Annotated in this window: 16 protein-coding genes; 6 read left to right on the top strand and 10 right to left on the bottom strand. The window is 37.0% G+C overall.

The window, feature by feature from the left end; translation table 11 throughout:
* Positions 1-134: 134 nt before the first annotated feature.
* Both FHW89_RS03255 and FHW89_RS03250 read right to left on the bottom strand, forming a co-directional pair.
* The gene (locus FHW89_RS03255; protein ID WP_172333560.1) at positions 135-998 is read right to left on the bottom strand and encodes a DUF3800 domain-containing protein; all 864 of its coding nucleotides are present in this window, start codon (positions 996-998) and stop codon (positions 135-137) included.
* A gap of 9 nt (positions 999-1007) precedes the next feature.
* A complete protein-coding gene (locus FHW89_RS03250; RefSeq protein WP_172333559.1) occupies positions 1008-1427 on the bottom strand; it encodes a hypothetical protein in 420 nt (139 codons plus the stop codon).
* Positions 1428-1454: 27 nt separating this feature from the next.
* Between FHW89_RS03250 and FHW89_RS03245 the strand changes: the two genes are divergently transcribed.
* The gene (locus tag FHW89_RS03245; RefSeq protein ID WP_172333558.1) at positions 1455-1616 is read left to right on the top strand and encodes a hypothetical protein; all 162 of its coding nucleotides are present in this window, start codon (positions 1455-1457) and stop codon (positions 1614-1616) included.
* Position 1617: 1 nt separating this feature from the next.
* Here FHW89_RS03245 and FHW89_RS03240 read toward each other — a convergent pair whose 3' ends face one another.
* Together FHW89_RS03240 and FHW89_RS03235 are read right to left on the bottom strand one after the other, a co-directional pair.
* Positions 1618-1914 carry a DUF2622 domain-containing protein gene (locus FHW89_RS03240; RefSeq protein WP_172333557.1) on the bottom strand — a complete coding sequence of 99 codons (297 nt, stop codon included), beginning with the start codon at positions 1912-1914 and terminating at the stop codon, positions 1618-1620.
* 60 nt (positions 1915-1974) lie between these two features.
* Positions 1975-2700 (bottom strand): hypothetical protein, encoded by a 726-nt coding sequence (locus FHW89_RS03235; protein ID WP_172333556.1) that lies wholly within the window; start codon positions 2698-2700, stop codon positions 1975-1977.
* A gap of 148 nt (positions 2701-2848) precedes the next feature.
* Between FHW89_RS03235 and FHW89_RS28930 the strand changes: the two genes are divergently transcribed.
* Positions 2849-2977 (top strand): hypothetical protein, encoded by a 129-nt coding sequence (locus FHW89_RS28930; protein ID WP_256367748.1) that lies wholly within the window; start codon positions 2849-2851, stop codon positions 2975-2977.
* Positions 2978-3213: 236 nt separating this feature from the next.
* Here FHW89_RS28930 and FHW89_RS03230 read toward each other — a convergent pair whose 3' ends face one another.
* Positions 3214-4269, bottom strand: a complete 1056-nt coding sequence (locus FHW89_RS03230; RefSeq protein WP_172333555.1) for an IS110 family transposase — start codon at positions 4267-4269, stop codon at positions 3214-3216.
* Between the two features lie 328 nt (positions 4270-4597).
* Entirely contained in the window at positions 4598-5428 is an 831-nt protein-coding gene (locus tag FHW89_RS03225; RefSeq protein ID WP_172333554.1) for a hypothetical protein, read from the bottom strand.
* Between the two features lie 105 nt (positions 5429-5533).
* Here FHW89_RS03225 and FHW89_RS03220 point away from each other — a divergent pair, with 105 nt between their 5' ends.
* Together FHW89_RS03220 and FHW89_RS03215 are read left to right on the top strand one after the other, a co-directional pair.
* Entirely contained in the window at positions 5534-5749 is a 216-nt protein-coding gene (locus FHW89_RS03220; RefSeq protein WP_172333553.1) for a helix-turn-helix transcriptional regulator, read from the top strand.
* A 13-nt stretch (positions 5750-5762) separates the two neighbouring features.
* The gene (locus FHW89_RS03215) at positions 5763-6302 is read left to right on the top strand and encodes a hypothetical protein (protein ID WP_172333552.1); all 540 of its coding nucleotides are present in this window, start codon (positions 5763-5765) and stop codon (positions 6300-6302) included.
* Here the strand turns inward: FHW89_RS03215 and FHW89_RS03210 are convergent.
* On the bottom strand, positions 6277-6573 hold the full coding sequence (locus FHW89_RS03210) for a SusD/RagB family nutrient-binding outer membrane lipoprotein (RefSeq protein WP_172333551.1): 297 nt from the start codon (positions 6571-6573) through the stop codon (positions 6277-6279). The genes FHW89_RS03215 and FHW89_RS03210 overlap by 26 nt on opposite strands.
* A gap of 453 nt (positions 6574-7026) precedes the next feature.
* On the opposite strand from FHW89_RS03210, the gene FHW89_RS03205 reads away from it, so the two are divergent.
* Entirely contained in the window at positions 7027-7947 is a 921-nt protein-coding gene (locus tag FHW89_RS03205; RefSeq protein WP_172333550.1) for an IS982 family transposase, read from the top strand.
* A 780-nt stretch (positions 7948-8727) separates the two neighbouring features.
* Here the strand turns inward: FHW89_RS03205 and FHW89_RS03200 are convergent.
* Together FHW89_RS03200 and proB are read right to left on the bottom strand one after the other, a co-directional pair.
* Positions 8728-9975, bottom strand: a complete 1248-nt coding sequence (locus tag FHW89_RS03200) for a glutamate-5-semialdehyde dehydrogenase (RefSeq protein ID WP_172333549.1) — start codon at positions 9973-9975, stop codon at positions 8728-8730.
* A gap of 5 nt (positions 9976-9980) precedes the next feature.
* Positions 9981-11060 (bottom strand): glutamate 5-kinase, encoded by a 1080-nt coding sequence (proB, locus tag FHW89_RS03195; RefSeq protein ID WP_172333548.1) that lies wholly within the window; start codon positions 11058-11060, stop codon positions 9981-9983.
* Between the two features lie 716 nt (positions 11061-11776).
* Between proB and FHW89_RS03190 the strand changes: the two genes are divergently transcribed.
* Positions 11777-14731 carry a TonB-dependent receptor gene (locus FHW89_RS03190; protein ID WP_172333547.1) on the top strand — a complete coding sequence of 985 codons (2955 nt, stop codon included), beginning with the start codon at positions 11777-11779 and terminating at the stop codon, positions 14729-14731.
* A gap of 312 nt (positions 14732-15043) precedes the next feature.
* Here FHW89_RS03190 and FHW89_RS03185 read toward each other — a convergent pair whose 3' ends face one another.
* A complete protein-coding gene (locus FHW89_RS03185; RefSeq protein WP_172333546.1) occupies positions 15044-15754 on the bottom strand; it encodes a phosphoadenylyl-sulfate reductase in 711 nt (236 codons plus the stop codon).
* Between the last annotated feature and the right edge of the window lies 1 nt (position 15755).

Raw genomic sequence — 15755 nt, 5'->3', positions numbered from 1 at the left:
AGTTGGCTATAAAAGAAAAGCGGATATGTTTTTTTACATTCCAATGGCTCTTTTAGCTTAAAAGTAACCTATAAATTTATGGCATTTATTTAACTGCCTCTCGCTAATAACGAGAGGCTTTATTATCTTAGGTTTTATACTGAGCGAACTCTATCGTTAATTGATTCAAGTTGAATGAGTTTTTCAGTAAGTGACTTTCTCCATAAATGATTTTGTGGAACTTCTCTTATACCGTATCCTTGAATAGCACCACTGTAACTTCTTCTTAAATTATCGTGGACACTATCAAAATACATTCTTATACCGTCCATATAATTACCGGTATCATCTGATTTTAGAATCGCACTAAAACTACCAGAAATGTAATCGGCTAACTGTATTCCAACCGAATGATGGGAGTTTTCAATATTCAAACTATCTTTTATATGTCCATATTTAACATAATCGCCACTTTCGAATAGTTCATAATATAATTGTCTAAGGTATTCGTTTTTTTCATCATTTACAGGGTCTAAAAATAGAACCGCTAAATTGTCCCCATTTTTCAATTCCATTTCAATTCGTTGCATATGCTCTTGCAAATGGAATGATAACATAGATTTTTCATTTGTTTTTGGGGCTTTTAAGTTATCAGTGTAAGTTATAATTATCTTTTTTTCCCTTAGTTGATTAATTAGCCCCAAAGCATCCCCAACAAATGAAATAAGTAATTTGTATCCTAAATTCTCAAAAGGCTTTATATCATGCTTATCTGGAATTACTTTATTTCTATCCTCATGAAATTTTAAACTCCATAAGTAAGCCCACTTTAGCTCAAAGTTTAGTGGGATACCGTATTTTTTCTTTAGCTCTTTAAAATTTATGCTTAACAGTTTCCATTCATCCGAATTTATTATTAGTGTACTTCGAACATAAAATGGATGACGAGCTGCTTGCTTCGAAGACATTTCAGCCTTGTAATCACCACATTCATCACTAAAACCAAAATAAGTAGCCATAATTAGAACTTAACTTACATAATAGGTGAAAAACAGAGTTTCGACAATAGTAAGAAGAATTGATAAAAATGATAAAAGATTTGTTTTATGGATATGCTTACCATATTTATCAATTGAGTCTGATGTGAATTTTCCATAATTTGATTCCGACCTGCTCTTTTCCATTAATCTGTAATCAATTAAGATTAAGAGAAAAAAATTAAGCATCGGAATAAATAGTATTGTTCTTGGAACATCATGTTTAAAGGCTATTAGGGCCAAATAACCACCTATTAATATACTGTTAACAGAAAATAATTTATCATGTATCCTATCAAAATATTTGATAGTTTCTTCAATTCCTTTTTCCTCCTTCCGCTCTATTTTCTCACCGAGCTTTTTAGCGTAATCATCGTATTCTTCTATGTTGAAATTTTCTGAATTGCTCATATTTTAAATTGCTAAGTATTTATGAATATGGATGAAAGTGAAAAAATAAAACAAGAAAGTACAGAAAGAGGCGTGCCTCCTAAAGTGGAAAAAGAAAAATTTGCAAAATGGATATTAACACAAGAAACTATTGTTCCATATTGTGAAAGAACAGATTGGCGTGCGAATTATGGCGATGGGCACGAGTAAGCTATTTTACTGGCTCCAAGTTATGCCAGTATCTTCTCCCGTCTGCCTTCGTGACTAAAACGCTAAAAGTTTTATTAGTGCGGGCGGCAGCTTTTTTTGCTAATTCTAAAATCTGTTCAGTGGAAAGCGTATCGCTGCTTTTATTATATTCAGCAGTTGGAAGATGATATATTACTGATTCGCTATCAAGTCTAATTGTACGGGAAAAGCCCTCTTTCTCCATTTCAGTGTGAAGGGTTTTGTAATCTTCTGAAGTGGCATTTTTATGCAATTCTACTCTTGTTGTAAATAAACTCATGATGTGATAATAGTTTGGTTTGAACTAATATACAAATTATTATCACTTTAAAGAATTTGATTATAACGTTCCAATGTCTATATCTAAGCAATCACTACTTTTATTTTTATCAATCATAATTCCTTTAAGTGGTGGATATCTCATACTTGTACCATAATCACCATTCATTGTGTAGCCCTGTTGTTTTAATAAACTTTCAATTTGTGACGCTATTAAATTTCCATTACTATTGTTGACCATTGTAATTGCAAAGCATTTAGGGTTAAAATTGTATTTCTTCTTAGTTGTTTCTATGAAATTTAATAACGCAATCTTATCATTTTCTGATAGTCGCTTCTCTTGATTAATATTAACATCCCCATTAATGCCACTATTAGGACCATTAACAATATGTCCGTTATCCCCAATGTTACCAGAGTTCGTTCCTGTATTTACATTTTTAGCCTGTATAATTGGTAGAGTGGTTTTAACTGTATCATTGGTTTTCGATAAGTCTTTATGATGCAATTTTTTTGCAATAAATGGTTGTTTTGAGAATTTTTCCTTTTCCGTATTTCGAAATATTGAATCAGGCTCTACTTTACTTGTTTTTAGGATTGTATCTGGATGCTCCTTGGGGATGTTATACTCTAACCCAAAAAGCTTAACATGCTCCCCTTTATTTATCTTTATAAATGTAATTGTCGATAAAACGACAACAATTAAAAGCACAATAAAAGCTAATGTTCTGATAGCTATTTTTATTACCTTGTCTTCAAAAACTTTGTTCCAGTTAGTTTCATTCATTACTTAATTCTTGTATTTAAACCAAAAATACGACTACATGTTAGTAATTTTTTTGAGTTGTTAATAACTTGGGGCTTTGTTAGTAATTATCATTAGGATACTAAAGTTAATAGCATCAACTTTATATCATAATTTAAAAAATAAGTATATGTCAGTAGTAAGAAAAGTCGGTAGAGATTCCGGCAATGGTCAATTTGTCCCAATCAAGGAAACTGTAAAGCATCCTCGGACAACAGAAGTTGAAAAGATAAAATATCCTTCTCCAAAAAAGAAGTAACAGATATTCTAATTTTTAAACTAAAGATTTATGGAATTTATTTAACTGCCTCTCGCTAATAACGAGGGGCTTTATTTTTAAAGAAAGCAGCAAGTAACTTTTTCCATCAATTGGTCTTTAACCATGAGGTCGCTTAGTTCTGCTTGCTGCTAATAAACAACGTATTATAAAATATATCAGCGAATAGGTCATTATCCTTTGATTATCCATATCCCTTGATGTTGTTTATTATTTCTTCACTTCTCCAGAGGCTCAGTATTATCAAAAATTAATTCGTTAACTGGCTTTATGTATTCCTTTTCAAAACATCTATCTTGATTTACACAAGTAAAAATCCTCAATACCAATTTGTTTCTTACAGCATTTAATACTGCCATCTTAGGTTTGCCCTCTATTTTTGTTTTCCTTTTATAATACTCTTTCAATTCAGGAAAACATCTAATCGCTCCAAGTGCACATGTGTGTAATAAAGCTTTCATTTTTTTATTAGCCATTGACGACACTCTGGCTTTTCCTGTTATTAAGCCCGATTCTCTTTTAAATGGTGCCACTCCAGCATAACATGCAAATTTCTTAGGATCAGAAATATCTTTAAATTCATTGGTAGATATGATGATTTGGATAGCCGTAACCGGCCCAACACACGGAACAGATGTAATAATTGTAAACAGACGCTTTATCAAATCATCACTATTTACTATCTCCATGATACTTTCATCAATTCTTACTATATCTGTTTTGATTGATATTATACTATCCTTACATAAAGCCGATGTTTGTCTATTAATTCCTTTATTGATAAATGTAATTTGCTCTTTTATTGGGGTTTCCAAGGCCTTACTGATACTTATTAGTCTATTTCTTAGTGAAGACAAATGGGCTAACTTTTCTATAATCATCCTTTTAGGAACGTAGAATTTGACATTGTCTCGATTTTTATGAACATACTGAGCGATACGTATGGCATCAATTTTATCATGCTTACCACGTATATTTCCCAATGACATTCTAATATGCAACGCATTTTCAAGTACGATATTTGCCTTAATCTTCTTTAAAGAATTGAGTAGATGGTTGGAATAAAAGCCTGTTTGCTCCATTCCAAATATGGCCTTACTTACTGTGAATTTGGGCAACTGCTTTAATTCAATTATTAATGCTTGAATGTCATCAGTTATGTTTTTAATTTCTCTATGAAAAAGGAAATTATTCGCTTGCATTACAGCAAAGTCAAGTTTATTGCGGGAAACGTCAATTCCGATAAAGTAAGTGTAGTTTTTTGTTTTAGGCATAGATAATAGCGGCATTAGGCAGCATGGATTATATCGAGAATTAAGCCTAACCTACGGCTTTGCATGATGCGTCATGCTGCTGATCTTTTGTTGTTAATGTTAAAACGACTGAGATTGAATCAGCAATCAGGTCTTGAACCTATGATTTCGCATAATTCGCTCAGTCGTTTATATTTTAAAAAAACAGCAAGTAATTTTTTCATACTATGGGTCTTGAATCCAAAAAGGGTCTAATTCTTCTCGCTGTCTATTTTTTAATTAGCTATAGATGTACCCCTAATCAGTATATCTCCCAATTTTATAAATAACTTTTTCATATTCGTATTGTTTAGTTTTTCTTCAAGACATATTCTTTATTTGCTGGTGCTTCGTTTAATTCGGTGAAATCTCTTTTTTGTGTAGAAGAACGATATAATCCAAGCCAGCGAAAAAGCATAGACGTGCCCTTAACGCTAATTGTAGCAATAGGTATAGTTTTTGAATATTTGGCTTCGTCTTGAGGTTTAATAGCATTGGACTCCGATACTCCAGCAAAATACAAGCTGTAATTATTTTCGGAGGTTTTATTTAGTGTTACATCTATAAACGTTTGACCAAATAGATTTAAAGTCGCTTCGCCATTTTTAAGTGTGAATGAATTTTCGTCATCAGAATTGAACCCATTCATAATTCTATAGTGACCATCCATTTTTGCCAGTTCCTTTTTATCAGACTTCTTTTCGATATAATTGGGGATAACCATTATTGAATACGGTTGTGTACCGTCTTTTTCAAATGGTCTTATCATTATCTGCTTATGATACTCTATTTTAATGTAATTGTGTGTGCCAGCATCGTACTTATAAAGTCCGCTTTCTTTTATTGATTTGATGTAATTGTCAAATTGACCTTTTGTGGGAGGGTAAATTGTAAGTAAGCGAACCAAACTATTTTCGAAATAGGCGAAGAAAACCCGATCACTCAAATCTGTATTTGAGATAAATACAAACTGTCTACTTTCAGAATTACTAAGCTTTTTGTTCAAGTGATAACCTCTTTCCCTCATATCATTGATAACTTGATACTCTTGTGAGTTTAGTAAGTCTTCAATCTTTTTGACTTGGCTGTAAGATGCGCGACTGAAAAACAATAGTAAGATTATCAATAGATATTTTTTCATATAGGTACATGTGATTCTATGATGCGAAAATAAATAAAGGTTCTGTAAAATACAACCGATACGTTGTATTGATATTAAAAGAGTTGGGTTACAATTATACTTCCAATGGAAAAGGAAGTATTACTCAAAAAGCTTGGCGAAAGAATCCGGGAAATCCGAAAGGAAAAGGGTATTACACAGGTGCAACTTGCCCATTCCATTGGTAAAGATCAGCAGTCAGTTCAGAGGCTGGAAGCAGGTAATATAAATCCATCGTATTACTATCTCTACGAGATAGCTGAAGGATTAAATGTATCTTTAGAACAATTAACCAAACCTTAAATAATATAAGTTTATGTCCTTAATTGAAGTTAGCGTTCCATCAAGAGCATCTGGTGATCAACTTGAATGTTATTCCGTAGCTACAACCGATTTTGATTCTTATGAAATACCTAAACCTGTAAGTGGATTCAGAGGTGGCACTAACGATGATGTATTAATTTATTTTGAAGATTTAGAAGAAATGACCGATTACATTTCTAAATTAGGATTTGAAAGAAATGTATCCAATTCAACCGAATGTAGAACTTTGAAACTTCAGAGAATTATAGCTTCGATTGGATTAGTATCTCCCCTCGAAGAAATGAAAGCTACTTTCTTTGGAAAATCTTTTATTGAAACGAACAGTAATCATTCTTACAGGTTTACAAATGATACATTGAACATAGATGGTAATCCTTCTTCAAAATATAGAATCATCAAAAAAGATGACGGGTTTTATTTAGAAAGTGAATTGGATAATGTTCCGTTATTCATAGACAACATTGATTTGTATGAAATCAAATTAATTAACAAAGATAATGGAAAGATTAGAGCAAATCTTCGACCGGAATAGGTGCTAAATAATAAGTAAGAGCTATTCCCATACCCCAAAAACTGGGTATTTTTTGCCAATAAAAATCATTTGTACTTGGATTTCCAAGTTTATTCCATTCTATTAAATCTTGCTTACTCAAGAGTGATGCACCATATCCATCCATGCTATTAGAGGTATATTTATTTATAGCTTTTTGTAAATCATTTATTAGTGTTTTGTAAATTCTTTTTTGCTTCTTGAATTGTTTCTCGTCAATTATAATACCTTCATATATTTCTCTTGTTTTCATACGGCTTTATTTACAAATATCATCCAAAATCTTTTTGAAGTAAATGCTATAAAGAAAATCTCAATATTTTATCCAGTTTGAGCGATAAAGTTTATTATATATCTCGACTATACTTTCCTCTTAAAAACTTCCAATTAGAAATAATATTCTGAAATTTTCTAATTAGTATTTTTATTTATAGATTTTTTGTCAATAAATAAAATATTATTCTGTTTTATAAAACAATAATACATCTTTTCGGTTGAAACGGCATTTATAATAATATAGATAGGGAGAAACTATGTAAAACGGAATATAACAGGAGAGTTGGCAATTAAATGAGATTGCCAGAAGAATAGATTTATTAACAAAACTAAAAGCCCCATCAAGTTTGGCGACCGAGGGGGCTTTTAGAAGAAAAACAAAGCGTTAACCATATTTTCCTCACGTGCAAAGTAAGGAAAGTTTTGGCTATTGGCAAAATTTTCAGTGCACCATATAAAGAATACATTTGATAAAATAAACGGCACCCTAAATGAAATTTTAAGGGAGGAATCTTCTTTGCTCAAAAAGAAAGTCCGCCCCGGCCCAAGACATAGATTCACAGATACTGATGCCATAGCTCTTAGTTTAGCTGCCGACTTTTTAGGATTGAATAGCGAGAACTACTTGTTTGCATCTTTAAATTCTGATTACAAAGATTGCTTTCCTAACCTGCTAAGTAGAAGGCAATACAATGATAGGCGTAAAAGATTAGCAAATGAGATTAATCAGCTCAGAAACATAATAAGTGACAAGATGAATAAAACACGTAAAACTCAAGACATCTACGTGGTTGACTCTATGCCATTAAGAATATGTAAAATAGCGAGGAAGCACCGCAGTACAATTTGCAAAGACGATACTACTTTAATACCCAAAGTAGCGTGGTGTGCAGCTCAAGACGAATGGTATTATGGTTTAAAGCTAAATGTTGTGTGCACTGGAGAAGGGATTATAAAAGCTTTTAAAATTGCCGACCCGACAATACATGATGTTCATTATTTGGACGAAATAGGCAAGGACTTTAGGGGTTGTAGAATAGTGGGTGATAAAGGCTATATAAGCAAAGGGCGAAAACAAGAATTGCTAAATGATTACAACGTTCATCTGGAAACACCACCAAAGAAAAATCAAAAGAACCAAAAACCATTTGTCTATGGTAAAGTGAGGAAAAAGATAGAGACCCTTTTTTCTCAATTAAATGGTCAATTCAATACCCAGCGTAATTTTGCAAAGACAATAAGGGGATACGTGTCTCGGCTTTACTCAAAGTTGTGTACCATAACATTACTCCAATACATCAATAAGAGTGGCGGCAAACCAATAGGGCGGGTGCAATATGCCTTAATGTGATTTTCCCATCTGGCGGCAACCTGTTTTTTAACTTGTAAAGTTTTCTTTGTATCTCTTAAATTCACTAAGAAATCGGCTTGCGCTTGAGCTAAAATATGTGGCTAAAATGGTCGGAAACGATGATTTTAAAAGACCATTAATTTAAAGGAAAATATCTCCGCCAACGGGTTCAATAGATTAACTATTAATTAATAATTACTGATAATCAATTTATTATAAAATTTACATTAAGTTATAATTCATGATGATTATACAGTTTCTTTAGAAAGAAAATTGCTTCCCAGAAGATAATAACAGCTAAAATCAGGATATACTATGTTTGTATATTTAAGATTAAAAAAAATGCCCGATTATAAAAATTATCTAAAAAATGCTTTTTACTTAATCATAGAGCATAAAATTTAACACTTTAATAGTGTGTAGTCTCTACACAAATTTTAATAGTGCAAGCTTTTTTTTGCGATTATTTTAACGAATAAATGTACTGGTGACCATTGTAAAAAGCATGTAAGTTTTTTGTTAAAAAAAATGCAAAAGTGTATTACGCTCTTGTGACATCCGGTTTACATTTTAAATTTGCTATACCCTAATTAATTTAAAATGATAAGCCAGTTAACATTAGAGCAAAAACTGCAAGGAGTGATTTTAGTGATTATTTGTTTTGTTGCTATAGCAAATTACCTGATTAAATAACTACACAGACCGAACAGTGAGGAAAAATTTAAGGCGCTTTTTCAAGCGCCTTTTTTTTGCAACAAAGTATAGGTATTAGGTTTATAATTATGGATTTCGGGTTTGACCATCGCCTTTAACCAACCATTTATAACTGGTCAGTTCTTCAAGCCCCATAGGGCCGCGGGCGTGTAGTTTTTGTGTACTGATGCCTATTTCAGCGCCCAGACCAAATTGGGCTCCATCAGTAAATGCGGTTGAAACATTGACATATACCGCGGCTGCATCTACATCATTTAAGAATGTAGCTATATGTTCGGCATCTTCGGTAATAATAGCCTCACTATGCTTTGAACCATTTATGGCGATATGCTCAAGCGCCTGTTTAAAGCTATCTACTGTTTTTATGGCCATTTTCATAGACAAAAATTCAGTGCCGAAATGTTCCGGAGCGGCTCTATTCAGCAGGTTATCCGGATAATTACCCTTTAATGCCTCGTAGGCAGTTTCATCGGCAAATAATTCTACCTGCTTTTCCTTTAATATGTAGGTAAGTCCCGGCAGATCAGTAACGCGTGATGAGTGGATAATTAAACAATCAAGCGCGTTACAAACGCTTACCCGGCGTGTTTTGGCATTGGCTATAATTTGAGCACCTTTTTCCAGGTCGCCCGATTCATCAAAATAGGTGTGAACAATACCTGCCCCGGTTTCAATTACGGGTACTTTACTGTTATCCCTCACAAAATTAATCAATGACTGGCTGCCTCGCGGTATCAATACATCCACAAAGCCAACGGCATTTAGCAAGGCTGCAGTAACTTCACGATCAGCAGGTAATAAGGTAACTATATCGGTGTCCAGCTGATGTTTACGCAGTATTTTATGTATAACCGAGATAATGGCCCGGTTTGAGAAATCGGCATCACTACCGCCTTTTAAAATACTGACATTGCCTGTTTTAAAGCAAAGGGCAAATACATCAAATGTAACGTTGGGTCGGGCTTCGTAAATAACACCTACAACACCCAGCGGAACCCTAACCTTTGTTATGGATAAACCGTTGGGCATATTGGTTTGCGAAAGCTGTTTACCCAGAGGGCTATCTAAAAGGGCCACATTCACCATATCACCCGCTATGGCTTCAATGCGAGCGGCGGTAAGTTTCAACCGGTCGTATTTAGGATCGGTGCTATCCATCCGGTCAAGGTCTTTCTGGTTCTCGGTCAGCAGGTAATCGGTTTGGGCAATTGCTTCGGATGCCACATCCTGCAATACCTGATTAATCAATGCAGGAGCAAGGGTAGGCTTTCTACCCGCTACAAGGGCTTTTTGAAAATAATTATCGTATCCCATCGCTGTTAACCTTGTAAATAAAGATAATCGTAATGCACCAGGGGCTTTTGGTTTTTCTGTCCAACGCGCTCCCGAGCTCTATCAGCACCATATTCGGCTATACCTAAGCCTACTTGCTTGTTTTTTTCGTCAACCAGTTTAATAATATCGCCTTTTTTAAAATCGCTTACTACCTGTACTATGCCTATCGGTAATAAACTTGTGGCTTTGTTAGATGTTAACGCAAGCCTTGCGCCATCATTAACCTGAACGATGCCGGTTGCCGATTTTTCGGAATGCGCTATCCATTTCTTTTTGCCTGATGCTTTTTTAGTAGGGATAAAGCGGGTATGTATCACTTTATTTTCCAGAACATCGGTCAAAATATTTTCACGTGTGCCATTAGCGATATGCACGGCTATGCCCAGCTGTGCCGTTTTTTGCGACATGGTTGATTTGGTGATCATACCTCCACGGCCAAATTGCGAACGGCCCGAAGAAACAAACTCAGAGAAATCAACCACAGAACCATTAACTTCTTCAATTACAGAAGATCCCGGCGCGCTTGGATTGCCATTATATATACCATCAACATTGGTTAGCACGATAAGGGCCTCAGCATTTAGCATAGAGGCTATAAGACCGGCAAGCTCATCATTATCCGTAAACATCAATTCTGTTACTGATACCACATCATTTTCATTCACCACAGGTATTACCTGGTGCTGTAGCAACAATTCCAGGCAGTTTTTCATGTTCAGGTAATGCATCCTGTCCCTGAAATCTTCCTTGGTGACCAGCACTTGCGAGCAAAGGATATCAAAGCGTTCGAAAAGACTGGAGTAGGTATTGATCAGCTTTACCTGACCAATGGAAGCCAATAACTGCCTTGCGGCAATGGCATCATATTTTTCGGAAATAGTGATCAAACTGCGACCAGAAGCCACTGCTCCTGAGGATACCAGGATTACTTCCTTGCCTTGTTTTTTGATCGCCGCTATCTGTTCAACCAGGTGTTCTATACGTTGCAGGTTGGGTAAGCCATTTTCCTGGGTAAAAACGTTAGAGCCTATTTTGATAATGATGCGCTGATAGTTGAAGGCCATTTCCTGCTGATCGTATTTTGATCCAAAAATAGCATTTTTTGATTGATATTAATTCGCTTTAAGGTATAAATTAACCATTTTGAACAAAAAATTATCATTTTACTATAAAATACAGCCATTATGGCTCTTGTATTTATTATTTACATTAGTTTATGGGCAAAAATTAATAATTTTTAATAAATTATTGTTGATTATGCCTTTATATGCATATAAACTATTAATTATTGTGTAATTAATTACCAAGTATATCTGCCGAAATGTAGTTGAAAGGAGGAGGGAGGAAGGCCCCTCCGGAAAGGACGCTGTCTAAATTATCTAGTTACGCCGAAACTTTTTAAACTTTAAATTTTAACATTTTTTAATCAAAAGCGGGGCAAAATGGGATGCTTTTAGGCCAGTTTAACTAAATTTTAACGCCATTTTAACACTTTTTAACAAATTTTTGAGGCGTTTTAAAAGGTTTAAAAAGTATTTGATCACTGGCTTGATAAAGCAGACTCAAAATTAAAATAGAAAAAAAATTTGTTAAACCTATTTTTTTTCTATTTTTGTCGACTAATTCTATAGACAATGTATCATTATTATAAAATTACGTTAATGCCCTTTGTAAATATGCAGTGCTCTACTGCCTGTTGTTGATGCTTTTGATCTCTACATCTATCAAAAACATTTAATCAACCCAAATTTTAGTTTCCACCACCACCCAACCTTACTACATGAAAAAAATCTTTACAAATTCGTTAAGACTTATTGTACTTTTTCTTTTGCTTACACCAGCCATCAGTTATGCACAGCTCAATGGCTCGTATATTTTAAGCGGACAGGTAAAAGATGATCACGGACAACCTTTAGTAGGCACCACCGTTAGTATAAAAGGTACTACCAACAAAACGGCTACAGACAGTACCGGTAAATTCGCCTTAACTACAAGTGCTAAATTACCATACACACTGATTTTTAGCGCTGTGGGTTTTCAACCACAGGAGTTTTACATTAAGAATGCCAATAGCGCTTTAAATATTCAGCTTACCTCACAATCATTACTCATCAACGAGGTGGTGGTTACCGCATCCCGTAAGGAAGAAAAACTGTTACGCTCGCCGGTAGCTATCGAAAAACTGAGCATCAACGCGCTGAAACAATCGCCTGGGCCAAGTTTTTATGACGCGCTGGAGAACGTGAAAGGCGTACAGATGACCACCACGAGTATCACCCTTAAGGTACCTAATACCCGCGGTTTTAACAGCCCCAACAACTTCAGGTTCATGCAACTGGTTGATGGGGTTGATATGCAATCGGCTACTTTAGGTGTACCGCTGGGTAATGCCATTGGCCCAACCGAGCTGGATATCGCCAGCATCGAAATCACTCCGGGTGCGGCCGCAGCTTTGTATGGCACCAATGCCATCAACGGTTTATCGAACCTGTTTACCAAAGACCCTTTTAAATACCAGGGATTGAGCTTCTACCATCGCCAGGCTTTAAACCACGTGGGTAATGATGCTTTGGGTGCGAGTTCATTAACCGAAGATGCTTTAAGGTTTGCGAAGGCTTTTAATGATAAATTCGCTTTCAAAGTAAACTTTAGCTATTTGCAGGGAACCGACTGGCAATCAAACACCCAGAAAGATCAAAACCCGACAAACTTAAAAACCGCCAACCCGGCGTATCCCGAACTGACAGGTACCAGCAACGCTGCTTATGACGGCTGGAACAAATATGGCGATGACGCGCTTGCCGGTAGTAATACGGTTGTAATTAAAGGTATTACTGTTGATGGTGTGGCCCGTCCCAACCTTAATGTGGCCCGTACCGGCTATAATGAGGTGGACCTGGTTGATCCGCATGTAACCAACTTAAAACTGGATGGTACATTGGCCTACAAAATAACGCCGAATACCATTTTATCATATACATACCGTTATGGCCGCATGGATGGTGTTTTTCAGCGTGGTAACAAGATATCGCTCGATGGTGCTACCGTACAGAACCATAAAGTGGAGTTAAAGGGAAAAGAGTTCCTGGTTCGCGCATATGAGTCTATCGAGAATACAGGTAATTCATTCAACGTAAAGCCATTGGCTGATAATCTCGACCTGAACCACGCCAGCAACTCGGCCTGGGCCACTTTATACGGTAACGCGCTTAAATCATATGCAGGTGGTAAATTAACATCGGCTAACCTGGCCGCAGCGGAACAATTTGCCAGGGCCGCCGCCGATAAGGGCAGGGTAGAGCCAGGCACACAGGCCTTTAATGATCTGCGTAAAACCATCATAGGTATCAACAACTGGGACATTAAATCGAGCCAGATCCCGAATGCACCAGTGACCGGTGGCGCCGCCCTTGTACAAAAAAGCCACATGTATAATGCCGAGGCCCAATGGGACCTGAGCCGGTATGCCAAGGTAATCGACCTGTTGGTTGGCGGTGATGTTCGCGTATATTCCATCATACCTGATGGAAATAACTTTGTTGACTTTACCCGTCCTATTGCTGATCGTAATACACCTTTGGCCAACGGAAGTTTTGGTAAAGATGTGATCTACAAAAAATATGGCGCGTTTACCCAGGTAACCAAAACTTTTTTTGACGAGAAGCTGAAATTATTCGGATCTATCCGCTGGGATTACAACCCTTACTTCGATCCTAAATTTACACCACGTTTAGCTGCCGTTTATACGGTGAATGAAAACCATAACTTCAGGTTCACTTTCCAGAACGGGTACCGTTTTCCATCATTGTTTGAAGCTTTGTCATACGTAAACAATGGTAGGGTGAAACGTGTAGGTAGTTTACCATTTATAAATGATGGATTAGGTTACCTGGGCAACAGCTACACGCAAACATCGGTAACCAATTTTAACGCTGCTGTAAACGCAGCACCGGGAGGTAGCACAGATGCGAATGCCCTGGCTAACAGGAACCTGCTGAAAGTAGCCGATTTGCCACCAGCACGTCCGGAGCAGATCACCTCGTACGAGATTGGTTACAAAGGCATTGTTGCCGATAACAAAGTATTCATCGACATAGATGCCTATACTAACCGTTATGACGGCTTTTTAGGGCAGGTGCAGGTGTTTGTACCCAATGGAACCACTGTGGGCACAGACGCGGCCGTATTATCCATGCTTGACATTAACCGCGACCCAACTTCTGCAACTTCAACCAATGCAGCCAGCCAGGGGCAAAGCAGGTACCGGGTGTACACCAACGCCAAAAACATTTATCACAACTACGGTTCATCGGCAGGTATTACCTATAATTTTTATAAAAGATATACCATATCAGGCAACGTAAGCTTTAACAAGTTAAAAGCTCAAACGGCCTCTGATATTTTTGTAACGGGCTTTAATACACCGGAATGGTCGGGCAACGTATCATTTGGTAATCGTGAAGTGGTTAAAAACTTTGGCTTCAACGTAGTTTACAAATGGCAGGAGTCATTCCTGTGGGAAAGCCCGCTGGTTACCGGTACCGTACCCGCTATTGGCACTGTTGATGCGCAGGTTACCTACCGCGTACCCGTATACTATGCCACCTTTAAGTTAGGCGCAAGCAATATTTTCAACAAGCGGTACATTCAGTATGCCGGCGGCCCAACTATTGGCGGTCTGTACTATGTATCGGTTACCCTCGATGGCTTGTTAAGCGGCCAACAACCTAAATAAGCTTTTTTTTAATACGTTTTATATAGTTTTTAAGGCGGATGGGCAGCAATGCTCATTCGCTTTTTTGTGGGATTGAATTTCCACCCGCTGTCATTTCGAACGATAGTGAGAAATCTTTTACGCGCGGATAAGCCCGGAGCAGAAGATTTCTCCTCGTTCCTCGTTCGAAATGACAACGTTGGGGAGTATTAAAAATCACGTCATTGCGAGGCACGAAGCAATGACGCGGTTATTATATTCCTAAAACAAAAAAACCGGATGATCTGATGACCATACCGGCTTTGAGTGTATAATTCAAAAAAGCGTCTTTGTTTAATGCTGTTTCACTTCGTGCAGTCCGCATTCCTTTTTAGACTGATCTTCCCACCACCAGCGGCCGGCGCGGAAGTCCTCGCCTTCGGCAACAGCACGTGTACAAGGCATACAGCCAATGCTGGGAAAGCCTTTATCATGCAGGGAGTTATAGGGAATGTTATATTGTTTGATATAGGCTTTAACATCATCTAATGTCCAGCTAAAAATAGGGTGGAACTTGGCCAGCAGGTTTTGCTCGTCCCACTCTACGTTTTCCATATCATGGCGGTTGGCAGATTGATCGGCACGGATACCGGTGATCCATAATTTATTGCCTTTAAGCGCGCGTTTCAAGGGCTCTATCTTTCGGATACCGCAGCACTCTTTACGGTTCTCTACAGACTCATAAAAGCTGTTGGGGCCCTTTTTGTTTACCATTTCTTCCAGCAGATCGCGGTCGGGATAATAGGCGTGTATGGGTTGTTTATACCTGTCCATAGTGCTGCTCCAAACAGAGTAGGTTTCGCGGAAAAGGCGGCCGGTTTCAAGGGTAAAAACTTTAATTGGCAAGTTATTGGCAAATATCATGTGGCTGATGGCCTGATCTTCCCAACCAAAACTGGTAGAGAACACGATTTCGCCGGGAAATAGCTCGGCGAGTTCGCGCAGGGCCTCAACAGGGTCGAGACCTGCAATTACTTTTTGTATATGTTTAACTACTTCACTCATG

Source organism: Mucilaginibacter sp. SG564, from assembly GCF_013149275.1.
Lineage (GTDB): Bacteria > Bacteroidota > Bacteroidia > Sphingobacteriales > Sphingobacteriaceae > Mucilaginibacter.
This window is presented reverse-complemented; position numbering and strand designations above follow the sequence as displayed.